Annotated in this window: 14 protein-coding genes; 4 read left to right on the top strand and 10 right to left on the bottom strand. The window is 68.9% G+C overall.

Translation table 11 applies throughout. From position 1 onward, the window contains the following. Positions 1 to 13: 13 nt before the first annotated feature. The 6 genes from KEG57_RS45685 to KEG57_RS45660 form a co-directional block, all read right to left on the bottom strand. Positions 14 to 400, bottom strand: coding sequence for a hypothetical protein (locus KEG57_RS45685; protein ID WP_272427872.1), 387 nt, complete (start codon positions 398 to 400; stop codon positions 14 to 16). A gap of 34 nt (positions 401 to 434) precedes the next feature. Then, positions 435 to 2,198 carry a monovalent cation:proton antiporter-2 (CPA2) family protein gene (locus KEG57_RS45680; RefSeq protein ID WP_272427873.1) on the bottom strand — a complete coding sequence of 588 codons (1,764 nt, stop codon included), beginning with the start codon at positions 2,196 to 2,198 and terminating at the stop codon, positions 435 to 437. Between the two features lie 55 nt (positions 2,199 to 2,253). Next, positions 2,254 to 3,168, bottom strand: a complete 915-nt coding sequence (locus KEG57_RS45675) for an alpha/beta hydrolase family protein (protein ID WP_272459693.1) — start codon at positions 3,166 to 3,168, stop codon at positions 2,254 to 2,256. A gap of 758 nt (positions 3,169 to 3,926) precedes the next feature. Next, positions 3,927 to 4,706 carry a hypothetical protein gene (locus KEG57_RS45670; protein WP_272427875.1) on the bottom strand — a complete coding sequence of 260 codons (780 nt, stop codon included), beginning with the start codon at positions 4,704 to 4,706 and terminating at the stop codon, positions 3,927 to 3,929. Beyond that, complete coding sequence (locus tag KEG57_RS45665; protein WP_272427876.1) at positions 4,703 to 5,215, bottom strand: endonuclease V; 513 nt, start codon at positions 5,213 to 5,215, stop codon at positions 4,703 to 4,705. The genes KEG57_RS45670 and KEG57_RS45665 overlap by 4 nt, the downstream gene beginning before the upstream one ends. 52 nt (positions 5,216 to 5,267) lie before the next feature. Then, a complete protein-coding gene (locus KEG57_RS45660; RefSeq protein ID WP_272427877.1) occupies positions 5,268 to 5,795 on the bottom strand; it encodes a protein-tyrosine phosphatase family protein in 528 nt (175 codons plus the stop codon). A gap of 6 nt (positions 5,796 to 5,801) precedes the next feature. Here KEG57_RS45660 and KEG57_RS45655 point away from each other — a divergent pair, with 6 nt between their 5' ends. Continuing rightward, complete coding sequence (locus KEG57_RS45655; protein WP_272427878.1) at positions 5,802 to 7,121, top strand: cytochrome P450; 1,320 nt, start codon at positions 5,802 to 5,804, stop codon at positions 7,119 to 7,121. 49 nt (positions 7,122 to 7,170) lie between these two features. Further along, positions 7,171 to 8,916 carry a hypothetical protein gene (locus tag KEG57_RS45650; protein WP_272427879.1) on the top strand — a complete coding sequence of 582 codons (1,746 nt, stop codon included), beginning with the start codon at positions 7,171 to 7,173 and terminating at the stop codon, positions 8,914 to 8,916. 13 nt (positions 8,917 to 8,929) lie between these two features. Here KEG57_RS45650 and KEG57_RS45645 read toward each other — a convergent pair whose 3' ends face one another. The 3 genes from KEG57_RS45645 to KEG57_RS45635 are packed head-to-tail and all read right to left on the bottom strand — an operon-like array spanning position 8,930 to position 11,303. Next, positions 8,930 to 9,334, bottom strand: coding sequence for a nuclear transport factor 2 family protein (locus KEG57_RS45645; protein ID WP_272427880.1), 405 nt, complete (start codon positions 9,332 to 9,334; stop codon positions 8,930 to 8,932). Between the two features lie 55 nt (positions 9,335 to 9,389). Continuing rightward, positions 9,390 to 10,064 carry a tRNA-uridine aminocarboxypropyltransferase gene (locus KEG57_RS45640; protein ID WP_272427881.1) on the bottom strand — a complete coding sequence of 225 codons (675 nt, stop codon included), beginning with the start codon at positions 10,062 to 10,064 and terminating at the stop codon, positions 9,390 to 9,392. Between the two features lie 39 nt (positions 10,065 to 10,103). Further along, positions 10,104 to 11,303 (bottom strand): glycoside hydrolase family protein, encoded by a 1,200-nt coding sequence (locus tag KEG57_RS45635; protein ID WP_272427882.1) that lies wholly within the window; start codon positions 11,301 to 11,303, stop codon positions 10,104 to 10,106. Between the two features lie 168 nt (positions 11,304 to 11,471). On the opposite strand from KEG57_RS45635, the gene KEG57_RS45630 reads away from it, so the two are divergent. Together KEG57_RS45630 and KEG57_RS45625 are read left to right on the top strand one after the other, a co-directional pair. Further along, complete coding sequence (locus tag KEG57_RS45630) at positions 11,472 to 12,152, top strand: hypothetical protein (RefSeq protein WP_272427883.1); 681 nt, start codon at positions 11,472 to 11,474, stop codon at positions 12,150 to 12,152. A 281-nt stretch (positions 12,153 to 12,433) separates the two neighbouring features. Then, complete coding sequence (locus KEG57_RS45625) at positions 12,434 to 13,081, top strand: hypothetical protein (protein WP_272427884.1); 648 nt, start codon at positions 12,434 to 12,436, stop codon at positions 13,079 to 13,081. Positions 13,082 to 13,094: 13 nt separating this feature from the next. Here KEG57_RS45625 and KEG57_RS45620 read toward each other — a convergent pair whose 3' ends face one another. Continuing rightward, on the bottom strand, positions 13,095 to 16,940 hold the full coding sequence (locus KEG57_RS45620) for a serine/threonine-protein kinase (RefSeq protein WP_272427885.1): 3,846 nt from the start codon (positions 16,938 to 16,940) through the stop codon (positions 13,095 to 13,097). Positions 16,941 to 17,020 lie beyond the last annotated feature (80 nt).

The following is a 17,020-nucleotide window of genomic DNA, read 5'->3' as shown; positions in this document are numbered from 1 at the left end:
GGCGAAGAAACTTTCAGTCCGCGGGCGGCACCCAGGTGTCGCCGCTCTCGCACTCTGCCTTCGCTGCGGCCTCGTCCGGGTACTTGTCGTCGCTCTTGTAGAACCAGTTCGTCTGCAGGTGGCCGTCGATGTTGCTCGACTGGCAGCCGCCCCAGGCGTCGGTCATGTCGCAGACCGCGCCCTCCTCGTAGGAGCCACTCTTCGTCGCGGCCTTGAGCGTCTCACAGACGCCCTCGAACGTGAGGAGCGAGGGGCCCTTGAAGTTGCGGATGTCGGTACACTGCGGCCGGTCGGGCCGGAGGTCACAGCGGGCCTGCCTCGTGCCGAGCGGCGCCTGATCGAGGAGGTCCCCACACGCGAGGGTACCGAGGATCGGGAGGAGAAATAGAAACGTGCGCATGGACTCCGATATCGCACATCGGCAAGCCCGCGGTCTAGCTCCGGTGCGCGGCGTCCTCCTCAAAGATTCGCTCGAGCTCCGCGCCATACTGCTTCGCCGACTCGACGAGCGCCTTCTCGTCGTGGCGATGGACGAACACCTTGCGGATCTGCGCCTCGTCGTATTCGGCGAACATGCGCACCGTCTCGCGCGCGTCGTCCGAGGGCAGGCCGAGCTCCTCGAGCGTGATCATGGCCGCCTCGAGGCTCCCGGCGAAGGTTTCCCGAATGATGTTCGTGACGCCCGCGCCGAGCAGCGCGTACGCATGTTGCCGATTGCGGGCGCGCGCGACGATCCTGAGGTGCGGGAAATGCGACTGCACGACGTGAAGGGTACGCATCGAGGCGTCCATGTCGTCGATCGCGAGCACGATGAGCCGCGCGCGCTCCGCGCCCGCCGCGCGGAGGAGATCCACGCGGGAAGCGTCGCCGTAATAGATTTCGTTTCCGTACCGGCGGACGAAATCGACGTGCGTGGGGCTCGCGTCGAGCGCGGTGAACGGGATGCGCTTGAGCCGCAGGATGCGGCCGACGATCTGCCCGAACCGGCCGAACCCCGCGATGATGACGCTGCTGCCCTCGTCGTAAATCTTGTCGAAGGAGCGGCGATCCGCGGCAGCGAGGCGCTTCGTGATGCCGTCGCGGGCGAGGAAGAGGAGCGGCGTCACGGCCATGGAGAGGGTGACGACGACGATGAGTAGCTCCACGGTCTCGGGCTTCATGACCTTGGCGCCGCGGGCCACGCCGAAGATGACGAACGCAAATTCGCCGCCCTGCGAGATCGACACGCCGAGGCTCGCCGCCGAGCGCCGGCTGAGCTTCGCCGCGACGCCGAGCCCGTAGAGGACGGCCATCTTCACGAGCACGAGCCCGACGACGAGGCCAATCACGAGAAGCGGGCGGTCTTTGATCAGGCGCAGGTTCGCGGACATGCCGACGGCCATGAAAAACAGGCCGAGGAGCAGGCCCTTGAAGGGCTCGATGTCGGCTTCGAGCTCGTGCCGGTACTCCGAGTCGGCGAGCAGCACGCCGGCGATGAACGCGCCGAGCGCCATCGAGAGCCCGACGCTCGCCATGATGAGCGCGGTGCCGAGGACGACGAGGAGCGCGGTGGCGGTGGAGAGCTCGTGGCTCTGGGCCTCGGCGATGAAACGGAACGCCGGGCGCAGGAGGTAGCGGCCGGAGATGACGAGGCCCGCGATCACGGCCACGATGACGAGGCCGTGCGTGAGCGGACTGCCGGTCGAGGCCGAGGGCCCCGCGCCGAGCAGAGGGACGAGCGCGAGGACGGGAATGGCCGCGACGTCCTGGAAGAGCAGGATGCCGAACCCGGTGCGGCCGTGCGGCGCGCCGAGCTCGTTTTTCTCGCCGAGGATCTGCGTGGCGATGGCCGTCGAGGACATGGAGACGCCGACGCCAGCGACGACGGCCGCGGGGAAGGGCGCGCCGAGGGCGAGGCCGAGCAGCGTGATCGCCGCGGTCGTGACCCCGACCTGGGCGCCGCCGAGGCCAAACACGGTGCCCCGCATGCTCCAGAGGCGGCTCGGCTGGAGCTCGAGCCCGATGAGGAACAGGAGGAAGACGACGCCGAGCTCGGCGGTGTGGAGGATCTGGTCGACATCCTGGATCAGGCGCAGGCCCGAGGGGCCGATCAACGCGCCGGCGGCGAGGTAACCGAGCACGGTACCGAGGCCGATGCGCCGGAAGACGGAGACGGCCACGACGGCCGCGACGAGGAAGATGGCGGATTGTGTCAGCATTGCGCGGGAATCGAAGAGAGGAGATGAGCGTGACGGAAAAACTCTGTCGCGACCATCAGGGAAGCGCCCCGATCCCGACGATCGCCTGGGAGACCTCGGCCCATTTCGTCGACGACGGCTCGATCATGTCGAAATGATCGCCGCCCTCGATGACCTTCAGCGTGATGTCCTTCTCGCCGGCCGCCTTCGCGGCGTCGAGGTAATGGGTGCTCATCACGAGGGGGACGATGGCGTCGTCAGTCCCGTGGACGAGGATCTGTCGTACGCCGATCGGCAAAAGAGCGCGCGGAGAAGCCTCGGCGTACCGCGCGGGGACCTCGGTCGGGCTGCCCCCGAGGAGGTTTGCCGCCGCGGTGCCGCAGACGCCGAGGTCGAGAGCTTCGGCGAGATCGAGGACGCCGGCGAGGGAGACGGCGCCAGCGACGGGGAGGGGATTCACGCCGCGGAGGGGATTTCCAGCGGGCAGGCGTGCGCGAGCGGCGACCCAGACGGCGAGCTGCCCGCCGGCGGAATGGCCAACCGTGAAGACCTTCGTCGTGTCGAGATGGTGCGTCGAGGCGAGATCACGGAGCGTGTCCACGGCGAGGCCGACATCGGTGAGCGTGACCGGATACCCACCGCTGCCGAGGCGGCGGTATTCGACGTTCCAGGTGGCGAACCCTGCTTTGGTGAGGGATTCGCTCATGCCGTCCATGAGGTCCTTGCGATACCCATCGGCCCAGCAGCCGCCGTGAAGGATCACCATCACGGGGTGCGGGCCTTCGCCTTGCGGGACACGCAGCTCCCCGAATTGAGAGGGATCAGGGCCGTACGCGTGGCGCAAGGGCCCGGTCGGCGCGCCGCCGCCAGACGAGGACGCAGGCTCCGGGGATTTGCCGGTCTCGGGGCCGGCGCAGGCGGCGAGCAGCGCAAGGGAAACCACGAGGCCGAGGCGGCGGAGGGGAACGTGGCGATCGGCGCGCGGGCGCATCGTGCCCCTTGTATCAGAACAGCTGAGCATTGGTCTCATGTTGACGCCGCTGCGCTGGGGCGTTGCCCCAGGCCCCAGCAGGGGCTGTCCGCCCCTGCACCCGGACCAGCCAGGGGCTGGACCCAGGACGATGAACTGCGCGGTGCGCAGTTCATCGCAGCTTTCACCCCCTCTCCGCCGCGCGGGCAGGTCCCTCGGCCTCCGTCATCGGTCTTCGACCCCGTTCCCGCAGGTCCCGGGGCTTCCCGGATCGGTGTGGGAACCCGTTCACGCAGGTCCCGGGGCTTCCCGGATCGATGGTGCGCTCCGTTCGCGAAGGTCCCGGGACCTCCCGGATCGATGTTGCGCTCCATGCGCGAAGGTCCCGGGACCTCCCGGTCGATGTTGCGCTCCGTTCGCGAAGGTCCCGAGCTGTGTCGGGTCGACGCCGCTGCGCTGGGGCGTTGCCCCAGGCCCCAGCAGGGGCTGTCCGCCCCCTGCACCCGGACCAGCCAGGGGCTGGACCCAGGACGATGAACTGCGCGATGCGCAGTTCATCGCACAGGCCCGGTCGAGACTGGCGACGATCTCGCCAATCAAGACAGCAGTGCTGACGTCTCGACGGGCGACACGGTTCAACGGGCCCGTTGGAAGAACTGCGCGGAGCGCAGTTCTTCCACCCTCGGTCCAGGCCGTGCCTGGTCCGGGTCGAGGGGCGGACAGCCCCCGCGGGGTCCGGGGCGGCGCCCCGGCGAAGCGCTCCTCGATGGGCGTGCAGCTCAGGGCAGGGGACAGAGCGTCGTTTCTTCGTCGGGACGCGCGTCCCGGACCACATTTCCCGCGGCGTCGAGGATCCGCAGCGGCCCCTCGGGGCCCCGCTCCGCGATTCGACGATTTTCAGCGTCGAAGACGATCGTGCGTTGCCCGCGGCGCTCTTTCAGGTTCCCGTTCGTGCAATAGAAAAATTCTTTTGCGTCGAGGCCCTGCTCGTCGAAGACCAGCGCCGAGCGGACCGCGCCTTTGCCGTCGATGCGGCGCACCCATCGCCCGACGCCCCGGCCGCGCTCGTACCGGCCGGAGAGCTCGATCCATCGGTCGCCGTCGCGCTCCCACGTGACCGACGGGCCGTCGAGGTGCAGGTCCTTGATGCGGAAGCTGTCGCAATGCGTGGGATCCTTGCAGACGCGGAAGTCACCGTTCGCCCAGCCCCCCTCGTATTGCCCCGACCAACGCAGGGCCCCGGTCGCCGCGTCCTTCACCGTCCAGTCCCCGATCATACCGCCGTTCTTGCAAGCGCCCGAGACCCGGTCCCCAAAGGCGACGCGCTCGCAATGGCCGTCGGATACGCGGTTGCAGAGGTTTTCCTGGCCGACCACGTGCGCGGGCAAGAGCGTGGTGTCCACTTGCGGCGGCGAAGGCGTCACGGCCGCGCATTCGCGGGGGAAAACCCGGGTGATCGGGCCGATGAGCATGTTCCCCTCGAACAAGAAGAGGGCGACGATCAAGACGGCCGTGACGAGGCGCAACACGAGGCGGATGCGGGGGTCGTCTTTTTTCATCGCATCAATGCATCCCGGCAGAGCCTGTCGACACGGGCGAGCAGGGTGGGGAGCCGGTGCGGGCCGTGCATCGATCGGATCCACGCCGCCGCCTCGTCCGGCGTCGCGCCCGCGGCCGTGACGTGGAGCGGTTTTTCACTCTTGCCACGCTTTACCTGGGCGGCCGGCGCGTCGCCGTGGAACGCGGTCTTCGCCACGCCGACGACCACGACCCGCCCACCGAACGCCTCGAAGAGCCGCGCCCCGAGCCCCGGCCGCCCGTCGGCCGAGAGCCACACGTAGCCGTCCACGACGACGACCTCGGGCAGCGGGTCGACCTTTCCCAGCAAGCCGAGGAGCGGGGGGAGCTCGCGCCGGTAGAAGGCGCCGGGTTCGTAGGGCGCGACTTCGTCGATGCGGGCGGTGAGCTCCTTCGCGGCGGCCGCGTCGTCCCAGCGGTGAAAGAGCAGGCCGGCGGCGACGGCGAAGGTGTCGTCGGGAGCGTAGGCGACGTCGACGCAGGCGAGCATGGTGCCGAAGGGTAGCTCGGTTTTCAGGGCCGCGGGGCGGATCCTCGGCCCTTCAATGCCGGATCCACCATCGCCGGCCGGCGCGCTCGGCGTCCTTGCGGTACGTCACCTTCGCGGCCGGCCGCGCGTTCTGGATACGCGCCTCCGCCTCGTCCCCGGAGATGCCTTGCGCGACGAGGATCGCGAACATCATCGACGGGGCGCGCGACATGCCGAACTTGCAATGGACGAGCGCCTTCGCTCTCGGCCACCGCAGCGCCCCGAGGACGAAATCGATTCCCTGGAAGAACCACTCGTCGGGCTTGGGTTTTCCGTCGTCGAGCGCTGGGGCGTGCTTGTAGACGATGCCGGTCCCCACGTAGAGCGCCTTCGCCGACTCTCCCCCCCTGCAATCGAGCACGTGGCTGACCCCGTCGGCGACGAGCGCCGAGACCTGGTCTTGCTTGGCGACGGCGCTGCCGACCGCAAGGGAGCTCGTGACCCACTGGTAATCGCGGAGAACCATGCCGGCCGGCAGTTTACCAGCCTCGTGCCCCGCAGGTAAGTTTGCGTTGTGGTGCCGCTGCGAACTTGGCATCATGACGCGATGGGGAACCTACCGCCTGGGCCGCGCACCAGCATCACGAGCCTCGTTCGATACATGCGGGATCCCATCGGCTGCATGAAGCCGATCACGCAGAAATACGGCGGAACGTTCACCTTCCCGGGCGATCCCCCGCTCGTCATGACCGGCGATCCCGCGGGCATCAAGGCCGTCTACACGGCCGATCCGGACACGTTCGAGCCCCTCAACCAGGACCTCGGCGTCTTCGTCGGCCCCCGCTCGCTCATCCTCGCAAGCGGGACCAACCACAGGCGAGCGCGCAAGCTCATGATGCCCCCGTTCCACGGAGCCCGCATGCGCGCCTATGGCGAGCAGATGGTGCGGCTCACCGAGGAGCGCGCCGCGGGCTTCCAGATCGGACAAACCGTCACGATGTCCGACGTCCTGCAGGAGCTCTCGCTCGACGTCATCCTGCAGGTCGTCTTCGGCGTCACCGAGCGCGCCGGCATGCAGGCGCTGGCCAAGCTCCTGCTCGAAATTACCAATGGCATCTCGCCGCTCCTCGCCCTCTTCCCCGCGCTGCGCCGCGAATTCGGGGGCATCGGCCCCTACGCACGCTTCATCGAGCGCCGCCGCCGCCTTCACGCCGCGCTCGACGAGCTCATCGCGAAAGGCCGCGCCACGGGGCCACGCGAGGACATCCTGAGCCTCTTGCTCGCTGCGCGCACCGAGGACGGGCAGCCGATGGACGACGACGAAATCCGCGATCAGCTCATTCTCCTGGTGTTCGCCGGGCACGAGACGACGGCGATCGCCATCGCCTGGGCCCTCTACGCGCTCCACCGGCCCGAAAACGCCGCCGTGCTCGGGCGCCTCCGCGACGAGCTTTCGTCCCTCGGGCCCGCTCCCGAACCGGAAAACCTCGGAAAACTCCCGTATCTCGAGGCCGTGTGCAACGAGACGCTCCGCCGCTACCCGCTCGCGCCCGCGCCCGCGCCCCGCAAGCTCCTCCGGCCCCTGGATGTCGGCGGCTACAACCTGCCGGCCGGCACGGGCGTGGTCGCGGCGATCTCGGTCGCCCATTTCCGCGAAGACGTTTATCCCGATCCGCAGCGGTTTTCGCCCGAGCGATTCCTCGACCGCCAATACTCGCCGTTCGAATTCCTGCCGTACGGCGGCGGCGCGCGGCGCTGCCTGGGCGCGGCCATGGCGGGTTACGAGATGAAGCTCGTGCTCGGGACGCTGCTCCGGCGTCACAAATTGCGGCTCGCGTCGCTCAAACCCGATAACGGCGCCGTGCGCGCCGCCAATGCGGGACCGAGGCACGGCGTGCGGATGATTGTCGAGGAGCGCCTTTCCTGAACATGCTCCGAGCTTGACGCCCGAAGACGCTTGGTGCTCCCATGTGTCCATGCGTACTTCTCTTCGATGGATTGGCTTGCTCGGGATGGGTGTTCTGTGGGCCTCCGGCTGCGGCGGCGGCGGCGGGAGCGGGGGGAGCGGCGGAACCGCTGGGGAGGGCGGGAGCGGCGGCGTCGGCGGAACCGGCGGCGGGGGCGGTGCCTTCGATGGCGTGGTCCTCGAGCTGACGGATACCTACCGGACCGAAAATGGGGAGGTCACGAAGATCCGGGATCTCGGGATCTACACGTCGGTCGAGGCGCGGATCCTCCTGGACGGCGCATCCCAAACGTTCCCCGGCGCGCTCTCGGCGGATGGAAAACGATTCGAGATCCCCGGGGTGCCCGAGGGCCCGTACTGGCTCGCATTCACGGTCCCGCCTCCCGCGGGCTCGATGAACGGCTGGCCCCGGCTCGAGCTCTTCCGGCTCGAGGCCCGGACCGTCGACATCGGCCGCATCTTCGCGGGGCGCCCCGATGTCGTGGGCGGCCAGCAGGAGTTCGACGCCGCGATCACGGCGGACGGGCTCGCGAACTGGCAGCAGGACACCCACGTGGATGGGCTCGAGTTTTATTCGTACAACGCCGACGCCGACGCGCTCATCAGCCCCGACGCGTCCGTGCCTGGAATGCCGGGCGAGGGCGGGACGGCCTTTTCGAATTACGCGTTCCCGTGGCTCATCTCCGCGTACCCGGCGAGCCGCGATGGCGACGTGCGGCCGCTCGTCGACGCCACGAAGGGCGACATCCTCCAGGTCACGCACCTCGTGGACAGCCTCGTGCCCAATGCCGCGAATTACGACATTCCCTGGTCCACCGCGCATGTCCTCTCGGCCCGCGCCTCCTTCTCGACGAGCTCCGTCACCATGAAGGACGGACAGCCCGCGTCGATCACGGGCACCTTCCAGCCGCTCGCGCAATCCACGTTCGACATCGATTACAAGGGAAACGCGTTCCTCGCGGAGCTCGAGCAAAACGGCCCGGCGACGCCGCAGTCCGCCTCCGTCTCGCTGGGGATCCACCAGGAGCCGGGCGGGGACATCGCCATCTATGGCAACATCCCGGAGCTCGTCTCGATGCTCGTGACGAGCCAGGAGGTCCCCGTGGATCCGGCCTGCTTCCCCAGCGGCGGCGGCGGCACGTGCGACCCCGTCGCCTGCCCGAATGGCTGCAACCTCACGACGAAGCTCGCCATGCCGGGCGATTATGCGGGGACGTTCTCGTACGGCAATCCCTACACGCACGGCACACCGCATGCGAGAATGACGTTCAACTTCAACTCGCGGGTGCAGCACCCGATCGAGGGCACGACGGAGCGGCTGAACGGCTACTTCGTCCTCAGCAGGCCGCTCTCCGATGCGGTCGACAAACCGTTCACACCGCTCTTCGGCCTGCCCCGCAACGTGAAGCTCGACGGGAAGACCCTGCCCGTCGCTCAGCCGACGACCGCGATCGGCATGACGCCCACCGTCACGTGGGATCCGCCGGCGACCGGGACCCCGCACCATTACAGGGTCGTGGTCGTCTTGCTCGACGACGTCACGAACCCCATGGGGTACCTCTCCCCGCGGACGAGCGTTCTCGTGGCCAAGACGACGGAGACGTCCTTCGTGATCCCGGCGGGCGTGCTCCAGGCCGGCCGGTACTATCACGTCCAAGTCTCCGCGCTCGTCGGCGATCCCTTCGAAAAACCCTTCCAGCCCTCGGCCGGGACGCTCGCGGTCGCGCAGACGTACACGGGCATCTTCACGCCCTGAGCGGGTTCGCCCTTCAGAACGGATCGAACGCGTCGTAATGGCGGACGCGTGCGATCTTTCCATCCCGCGTATCAAAGAAAAACGCGCACGCCGCGCGCATCGTCGCGCCCTGCGCGAGTGAGCCGAGCTGCATCGCGAGGACGCCCGTCCACTCGAGCTCCAGCACGGCCTGCGTCGCGTCGCCGAACGCGCGCAGCACCCGGTACCGCTGCTCCGCGAAGATCGTCTTGCCCCGCTCGACCCCCGCCCGCATCGCCGGAAGATCGCGCCGCGCGCCCGCGGCGAAGATCCGGTTCGGCAGCTCCTCCTCCTCGACGTCGTCGGTCACGAGCCCCTGGATGTCCCCGCCGGCCTGGACCGTCTTCACGAAGGCGAGGGCGAGATCCACGGCGGGCGAAACGTGCTGCGCTTCGTTCATGCGCACGACGTAGGGTCGAAGGGCAGGGCCATCCAGACCCGTGCCGCCGCGCCCTTCACTCCTTCGGCGCCTTCGGCCCCGCCGGCGCCTCCGGCCTTCGCGGGGGACGTGTCCGCCGCGGCAGTTTTCGTTCTTCCGACGGGATGTTCGCGTCACGGACGCGCTGCACCAGCGTGCGAAAGACACGCTCGAGGCCCACGGCGATCTCCGGCTTCTCCCCGCAGAGCGTGAGCGCGGTCGCCACGGATTCGAGCGTCGAGACGTACTCGCGCCGCGGCTCGGCGCGCAGCCGGCCGTAGATCGAGGGCTTCGTCGGCCGCAGGTTCATGCGGTTCAGCTTGTTCAACCAGGGATTGCGCCACCACAGGGTCTTCGCCTTCGACCACGTCCCGTCGAGCACGATGATCCCCTCGAGCTCCTTCGGATCGAGGGGCGCGCCGCGCCTCGTGGTGACGTCGCTCTGCGCTTCGCTGTCGGGGAAGAGGACCGCCCACTTGCGCGGGTCGACGTCCTCCTCGCCGAGCGCGTGCCCCAGGTTGCGCCAGCTCAGGCCTACGACGAGCTCGGCCTTCGGCAAGCTCGCGATCAGGATCTGCGCCGAGCCGAGCAGCGCGTCCTGCTCCTGCGGGTGCTGCAAGATGAGCACGCGGCGGTCCGTCGGGTACGAGACGATCCGATCACACACGCAGGCAACGGTCGGGCGGCGGCAGGTGTCACAGGCGGGGAGCACGGCGTCACGTTACCACGTCGAAGGGGCAGGGGATCGCCGTCAGCGCGTCTGGGCTTCGCACGCTGTGACCTCGGGGACGAACACCGAGAGCACCTCCCCGCAACGACAGGGCAGATAGACGCTCCCGACGAACGCGCTCAGGTTGCGCCGGGATTCGAGCTCCTCGCCGTCGGCCAGGTGCACGACGAGCGCGCGTTTCCGAAAGGTGACCGCGAGCCCGTCGGCCTCGTGCTTGCCGGCGAAGGAGCCGTGGTCGAAGGCGCCGAGCACCGTGAAGAGCCCGTCCTCGCGGAGCTTCGCGCGGGAGGGCGAGCGAAAGCCGCGCGAGACCTGGAGGACCGGATCGAGCTGCGGGACGTCGCCTTCGAGCGGAAGCCTTTCGAGCCGGGAAAGCTCCTGATTGCCGAACCAGTGAATGCCGCGCCGCCCGTAGAGCTGGAAGAAGTAGGGAATGTCGCCGCGGGCGAGCTGCTCCGTCTCCGCGTCGAGCAGCGGCGGCCATAACGACGACGCGTCCGAGCGGGCGCGGACGTATTCGTCGGTCCCGCGCAGGCAAACCCGAATGGGCATCTCCCCGAGCTCGGGCAGGCTCGCGAACACGTCGGCGATCTTGCGAGCGTGGCGCTCGAGGAAGATGAGCGTGCCGCGGTAGGCGCTCGCCATGGCAACCAGATCGGCCGGGTCGACGGGCTTACCGAGATACGGCAGCACGCGCCGAACGCCGGCGGCGTGACGGCAGATCGCGGCGTATTCGGGATCGGCGTCCGGCAAGAGCTTCGTCTCGGTCGGGAGCGACAGATCGGCGAGGATCATCTCGATGTCGAGCGGCGCGAACACCACCTTTCCCCGCGAATCGACGCCGAGCACGAGGTTTTCCCAGTGCAGGTCGGCGACCCCGAGAAAGCTCCAGAGCGCGAGCGAGCGGCCCACGATCCGCGCGAGCTCGCGCCTCTGCTCGGGCGAGGGTAGGGGCAGCGGCTCCAGCGTGACGGCCTCCACCTCGCCGCCGTCGCGGGCGCGTGGGGAGGAGAACTTCAGGTCGGGGAGAAAGCCGAACGCCTCGGCGCCGAGCCCGTCTCGCTCGGCGGTCTCGGAGAGGAAGCGCCGGAGCGGACTGTCCGCCGCGAGCAGGAGCCACTCCCAGAAGACCGTGCGGGGCTTCCAGATGCGGCCGCCCTTGCGGGTGACGCGGCGACCGAAGTTGTGGGCGTCGCCGAGGTGGGGGCGTGCGTCGGGCATCGGGGGGCGATTTTACACGGAAGTTGTTTGGCGGCACGACACCGGACGCGAGCGGCCGCCGTCAAGTGTTCCCTGAGGAAGGCGCGAATCCCGGGGGGAAAGGCCTTGCCGAGGCGCCTTACGGAGACCCTGTACCGCACGAGCGCTCTGTAGTAGAGCCCCGCCGCGATGAACCTCTCCAAGACGGTCTACTCCTCGTTCCTCCTCGCCACCATCGTCCTCGGCGCCGCTTGCGGCGGAGGCACGACCCCTGCTCCCGAGACGCCTGCGGATGCGCCGGCGGCCGCGCCCGCCCCGGCGCCCGCCCCGGAGCCCGCCCCCGCGGCCGCGCCCGCCCCGGCGGCCGACGCGGAGCCGAGCGCCAAGCCGGCCGCCGCCGAAGCCCCGAAGCCCGCGGCCGACGTCGTCGCGCCGCTCACCAAGCCGGCCTCGACGTATCAGATCGCTGGCAAGAGCCTGAGCGAGATCGAGCAACCGGATCTGCGCGAGGCCTTCAAGGCGAGCCCGTGGAAGACGGTCGACGGCACGAACAGCTACTTCGTCGAGGGCGTGTACGAGGCGCACACGTTCGAAGTCGCGAACGGCGCCAAGAAGGCGCGCGTGCGTCTGGTACGTCCCACGAAAAAGCCCGAAAAGTCGAACATCGCGAACCTCACGCCGCGCTCGCTCATCGACGGCGACGCGGCGAAGGAGCACGGGCTCGACGAGTTCAAGGGAGCCGCGATCGGCGTCATCGCGGACGAGCCGGCCGACGTGATCCTCGCGATCGCGCTGGAGAAGGGCACCGAGGCCGACGCCAAGAAGGCGCTCGCGACGGTGATCCCGCCCGCGGGCAAGGCGAAGAAGTAGCTCGCATCGCAGCAACGCCAGGAACCGTGCCCGCAGGGATACGGTCCGTGCTCCTCGTGTCGCGCTCGGTTCTCACCGTGTATTCGTCTGGCGGCACGCACTCGGAATGCGTCGTCGCAGAAGCGTGCCTCAGCCACCACAGCACGCCCTTCCGAGGGTATCGCGCACGACATCACGCGCGGTAGCTCGCTTCGCACCCTCTTCCTCGCTCGCCACCCACGCTTCGCAGACGCCGTGGGCACGTGGATTGCCTGGGCCAAGGCGCGAACGAGGAGCTTACCGTGAAAACGAGATTGTCGAAAAGGTGCTTTGGTCTCAGCGCTGCTCTCCTTCTTTGCGCCGCGCCCGCCGCCGCGCAGGATTCGGTGAGCGCGGACGCGGCCCAGGCGGGCAAGGTGCCGCCGAGCGACGTCAGGGTGGGCGGCTATGCGGGCGTGTTCTCGGCCTACGAGCGTGGCGCCACGGTGGGGATCCACGCGCAGTATCGGCTGGGGTTGTTCGAGGTCGGCGGGTTTGGCGAGGGAGGCACCGAGTTCATGAGCCAGTACGCCGGTTTCGGGGCGACGGCAGGGCTCGCGTGGCGCGCGCCCTTCGGCTTGCGCCTCACCGCGTGTGGCGCATTGGGGCTCCACGCCTATCAGAACGTGGGGGCGCGCATCTTGAGCCCCGATCCGGGGGCCGACGGGACCACGGCTTTCGCGGGTGCGCGCGTGGGCGCGAGTTATGTCTTCGGCCGCGGTCCGAATCACGTCGAGGTCGGGATGATGGGGCTCTATGAAGGGGATCTCGTTCGCACGACGGTGACCACGCATTACCAGGAAGTGGACTGGCTCGACGGCAATAGCCGTGAAGCGACGTCCACCCATACCGTCGGGACCGATCGATTCGGGGCGCTCGTCACCGTCGGCTGGACGCGCGACTTGCTTTGAACGTTTTCCGAGGTCAAGCGGCGTCTTGCTCCCAGGCGGCAGCGAGGGCGAGGATGCGCGCGTTTACGGAGACATTCTCGAGGAAGCTCCGACGCAGCTCGGGGTCCTCGATCTCCGTCGCGCGCGAAAGCAAGAGGTCGCGGGCCTCGAGCAGCACGGTCCGCGCGCGGGCGTGATTCCCCGTTGCGTGCAGCGCCTCGGCGTGGGTGAGGCGCAGGGCCATTTTCTGAGGTCCCCCCCCGCCGCACGCGTCGTGCTGCGCGGCCGCGTCCTCGATGAGGCGCAATGCCTCGTCCGTGCGCTGCTGCCCGAGGAGGACGGCCGCGAGCGTCGCCATCGCCGCGGAGTGCCAAAGTGGGGCGCCCGAGAGGATCTCGATGGCCACGCGCGCCTCTCGCTCCGCCGCGTCCAGCTCACCGGAGCGCAGGAGGATGGGGGCCAGCATCGCTCGGAGGAGGCCTAGCAGATAGAGGTTGCTGCGCGCGTACTCGGAGTCCCGGACGTTCTCTGCCAGCCGGCGTGCCTCGTCCAGAGCCCCGCGTTCCGCGAGCGTACAGGCGAGCAGGCACCTTCCCCAGACTGCATATACGGCGGGATCATCGTCGCCCCGAGGCAAGGCGCGCAGGTCCTCCTCCACGCGCGCGTACGCCCCGAGGTGCATGTACGACGCATCGATGCTCAAGCGGCCCCACGCCAGATGCCGCCGATCGCCGGCTTGCTCGTAGCTCTCCAGGCAGGCCTTGGCGGCCGTGAGGCTCGCCCAGAAATGACCCTCGTGGAGGAACTTCACGCTCCGCATTTCCTGCAGCTTGCCCCGGATCAAGGGATCGTTCTCCGCGATCCGGCTGCCCGTCTGCTCCATCCGCGCCATGCAGCGCTCGGCCAGGTCGCGCTTACCGAGCTGCATCAGGGCCTGATAGAGAAGCCCGAGAGCGTATACGAAATGCCTCGCGCTCTCCGGGCTCGGATCCACATCGAATTCGGCCAGCACGTCGTCGGAGACCGCGCTGGCCCCGTCGCGCAGCGTGGCGTTCATGACCTTGGATGCCTTTGCGGTGTACCAGAACGGCTCGCCTTTCGTCAGCCCGCGCAGGGCCTCGTCCATGTCCGGCAGGACGAGCGCCCAGTCCCCGATCCACCCGCGGACTTCGCCCCGGGCGAGCAAGAGTTCCGTACGCAGCTTCCCGGACGCGCCGCAGCCGACGCCACGCTCGGCGCAGGCAATCGCTCCGTGCAGGTCATTGGCCTGGAGCATCTGCCTCGCCGCCGCGAGATACCACGCCGCCGCGCGCTCTGGACTCTTTCCCCGCTCGAAATGCTCGGCCAGGCGCATCGCGTCTCCCTCGCCCCATTGCAGGAACCACTCCCCGGCGAGCCGATGCCCAAGCGTGCGGTCGGGCTCCGTCAGCATCGCATACGCGCCCTCCCGCAAAAGCGAATGCCGAAACGAATACTGCTCCTCACCAGGAAACCTGCTCGTCTCGCTGCGCTGCAACACCTCGCGTGTGGCCAGCATGTCGAGCCAATCGTGCGCGCCGAGCGCCTCGTCTCCACCGCCGAGGAGGTGCTCCACGCCGCCGCACCAGAACACCTCCCCGAATACGCTGGCCGCGCGCAGCACGCGCCTTGCGCCTGCTGGGAGGGCGGCGAGGCGCGCCTCGACCATCGCCAGCACGGTCTCCGGCAATTGCTCTCCATGCCCCTCGGCCACCGCCCGGATCAGCTCTTCCAGGAAAAACGGATGCCCCCCGGCGCGCTTGACGATCTGCGCAATCGTCCGAGGATCGACGGCGTCCCCGAGCGCGCTCCGAGCGAGCTCCTCGGCGGCCCGCGGGGTCAGCTCTCCCAGACGAATCTCGGACAACCCCCGCTCGGCCCATACCTTCGGGAAAACGTCGTGCACGTCGGGCCGACCGAACGCTGCCACGACGAGCGGCTTGCCTGCGAGATCCCGCAGCGCCGCGTCGACGAGTTTCACCGAGGGGAGATCGCCCCAGTGCAGATCCTCGAGGACGAGCAAGACCGGATGCGCGCCACACGCGGCGGCCATGAATTGCCGGAAGGAGGATTGAATCTGATCGGCCATGAGCCGCGCATCGAGGCGCGCGGCGCGAAGCCTTGCGCTGTCGGCATCGGGAAAGGACGTGCCCGTCATTTCGCCGAGAAACCCCGCCACGTGGCGCACCTCGGCCTCGGCCACATGGCGCGCGACCCGCTCGGTAAGCTTGCGCCTTCGCTCCTCGATGGGTTCGTGGCCGGCGACCGCGAACGCATAACGCAGGGCCGAGCCAACGAGGGAAAATGCCGACCCTTTGCTCATCGCATCTCCGCGCCCTATCCACACGTCGACCGCGGGATGATGCTGTAAGGCCGCGCGGACGAACTCCTGGCGAAGGCGTGATTTTCCGATTCCGGGCGGCCCAGTCACGAGCACCGCGCGCGCGACGCCCTCGCCGACGGATTCGTCGAGCAAGTCGAGGAGGGCGCGCAGCTCTCGTCCGCGCCCCACGAACGGGCTCGGTTTGCCGAGCAGCGTACGCGCCGCCGCGCTGACCTCCTCCTCGCGGTGGAGCTCGATCCCGCCCGGCCCACGCACCACCACGAGCCGCGCGTCGAAGAGCCCCGCGGTCACCTCGTCGACGAGCACCCAGCGCCCGGCCGCGCGCAGGAGCGCGGCGGCCCGATCGAGGACCTGTCCGACGGGCAAAGCCTCCGCGACCTCGCCGAGGCCGGTGGCCATCGCGATGGGCGCGTCCGGGACGCGCGGGCGCAGCCAGAGGGCGCACTGAGCGGCGCGCGCGGCAGCATCCGAGGCGCTCGTTGCATTCATGAAGACCACCAGCGTCGAGCCGTCCGCCAGCCATTCGATCCGTGCGCCAAACCGCTCGGCAGCCGATTCCAGAACCTCTTGGTACGCGCTCGTGTGCTCGGCGTCGACGTCTCCGGCCGGCGGGCCCACGGCGACGATACACAGCAATCGCTGCTCGCTCCTCGTCAGGGCCTCGGCGGGCGGCACCTCGGAGAGCCACGACCAAGCATCACGCGCATCGAGACAGGCGAGCGCCTCCGCGACCTCCCCCGCATCCGCGAGCCGATCGGCCGGATCCTTCGCGAGTATGCACGCGACCAGCGCTTCGAGTCGCACCGACACCTCGGGCCGGAGTTTTCGCAATGGCGGAGGATCTTCCAGCAAAACCTTCGCCAGGATGGCCATGACGTGTTCACCCTGGAATGCGGGCTGCCCGGTCAAGCACTCGAACAGCACAGCGCCGAGCGCGAATACATCGACACGCGCGTCGAGCGACGCCGAGCCACGCGCCTGCTCGGGCGCCATGTAGCTCGGCGTCCCGAGCACCACGCCCGTCCGCGTGAACCGTGGCGAAAGCGGCATGCGCGCGAGGCCAAAATCGAGCAATTTCACCCGACCCAACGCGCCATCCACGAGAAAGACATTGCTCGGCTTGATATCGCGGTGCACCACGCCACGCGCATGCGCCGTCGCGAGCGCCGAGGCCGCTGCGCTGATGACGGCGACGCTTTCCTCGACCGTGAGCCGCCCGCGCGCGAGCCTCTCTCCGAGGTCCTCGCCTGCAAGCCATTCCATCGCGAGGAAGGGCTCGCCCGCGCTGGTGACGCCGTGCGTGACGTACCGGACGATGCCCGGATGATCGAGCCCTGCGAGCACACGCGCCTCCATATCGAACCGCGCGATATCGTGGGGCTCCCGGTCATGGAGCACCTTGACGGCCACCGGCCCACCGGACAGGCGGTCGTGCGCCCGGAAGACCGAGCCCATTCCCCCCGAGCCGGTGACCCGCTCGATCACGAATCGATCGTCGATGACGTCCCCCGCCTGCATGCGCCCCTCGTGCGGAGGAACCTAAGGCGACGCGCGGGAGATGGCATACGAAGAGGCGCTTGCATTCCTTCGCAGTCCCA

It is taken from the genome of Polyangium jinanense (assembly GCF_028435365.1).
Note: the sequence above shows the minus strand (reverse complement) of the source record. Positions and strands in the feature narration are given on the sequence as shown.

Excerpts from the sequence above, each read along its gene's own strand:
- KEG57_RS45685 (WP_272427872.1), bottom strand. The coding sequence starts at position 400 with ATGCGCACGTTTCTATTTCTCCTCCCGATCCTCGGTACCCTCGCGTGT.
- KEG57_RS45680 (WP_272427873.1), bottom strand. The coding sequence starts at position 2,198 with ATGCTGACACAATCCGCCATCTTCCTCGTCGCGGCCGTCGTGGCCGTC.
- KEG57_RS45675 (WP_272459693.1), bottom strand. The coding sequence starts at position 3,168 with ATGCGCCCGCGCGCCGATCGCCACGTTCCCCTCCGCCGCCTCGGCCTC.
- KEG57_RS45670 (WP_272427875.1), bottom strand. The coding sequence starts at position 4,706 with ATGAAAAAAGACGACCCCCGCATCCGCCTCGTGTTGCGCCTCGTCACG.
- KEG57_RS45665 (WP_272427876.1), bottom strand. The coding sequence starts at position 5,215 with ATGCTCGCCTGCGTCGACGTCGCCTACGCTCCCGACGACACCTTCGCC.
- KEG57_RS45660 (WP_272427877.1), bottom strand. The coding sequence starts at position 5,795 with ATGATGCCAAGTTCGCAGCGGCACCACAACGCAAACTTACCTGCGGGG.
- KEG57_RS45655 (WP_272427878.1), top strand. The coding sequence starts at position 5,802 with ATGGGGAACCTACCGCCTGGGCCGCGCACCAGCATCACGAGCCTCGTT.
- KEG57_RS45650 (WP_272427879.1), top strand. The coding sequence starts at position 7,171 with ATGCGTACTTCTCTTCGATGGATTGGCTTGCTCGGGATGGGTGTTCTG.
- KEG57_RS45645 (WP_272427880.1), bottom strand. The coding sequence starts at position 9,334 with ATGAACGAAGCGCAGCACGTTTCGCCCGCCGTGGATCTCGCCCTCGCC.
- KEG57_RS45635 (WP_272427882.1), bottom strand. The coding sequence starts at position 11,303 with ATGCCCGACGCACGCCCCCACCTCGGCGACGCCCACAACTTCGGTCGC.
- KEG57_RS45630 (WP_272427883.1), top strand. The coding sequence starts at position 11,472 with ATGAACCTCTCCAAGACGGTCTACTCCTCGTTCCTCCTCGCCACCATC.
- KEG57_RS45620 (WP_272427885.1), bottom strand. The coding sequence starts at position 16,940 with ATGCAGGCGGGGGACGTCATCGACGATCGATTCGTGATCGAGCGGGTC.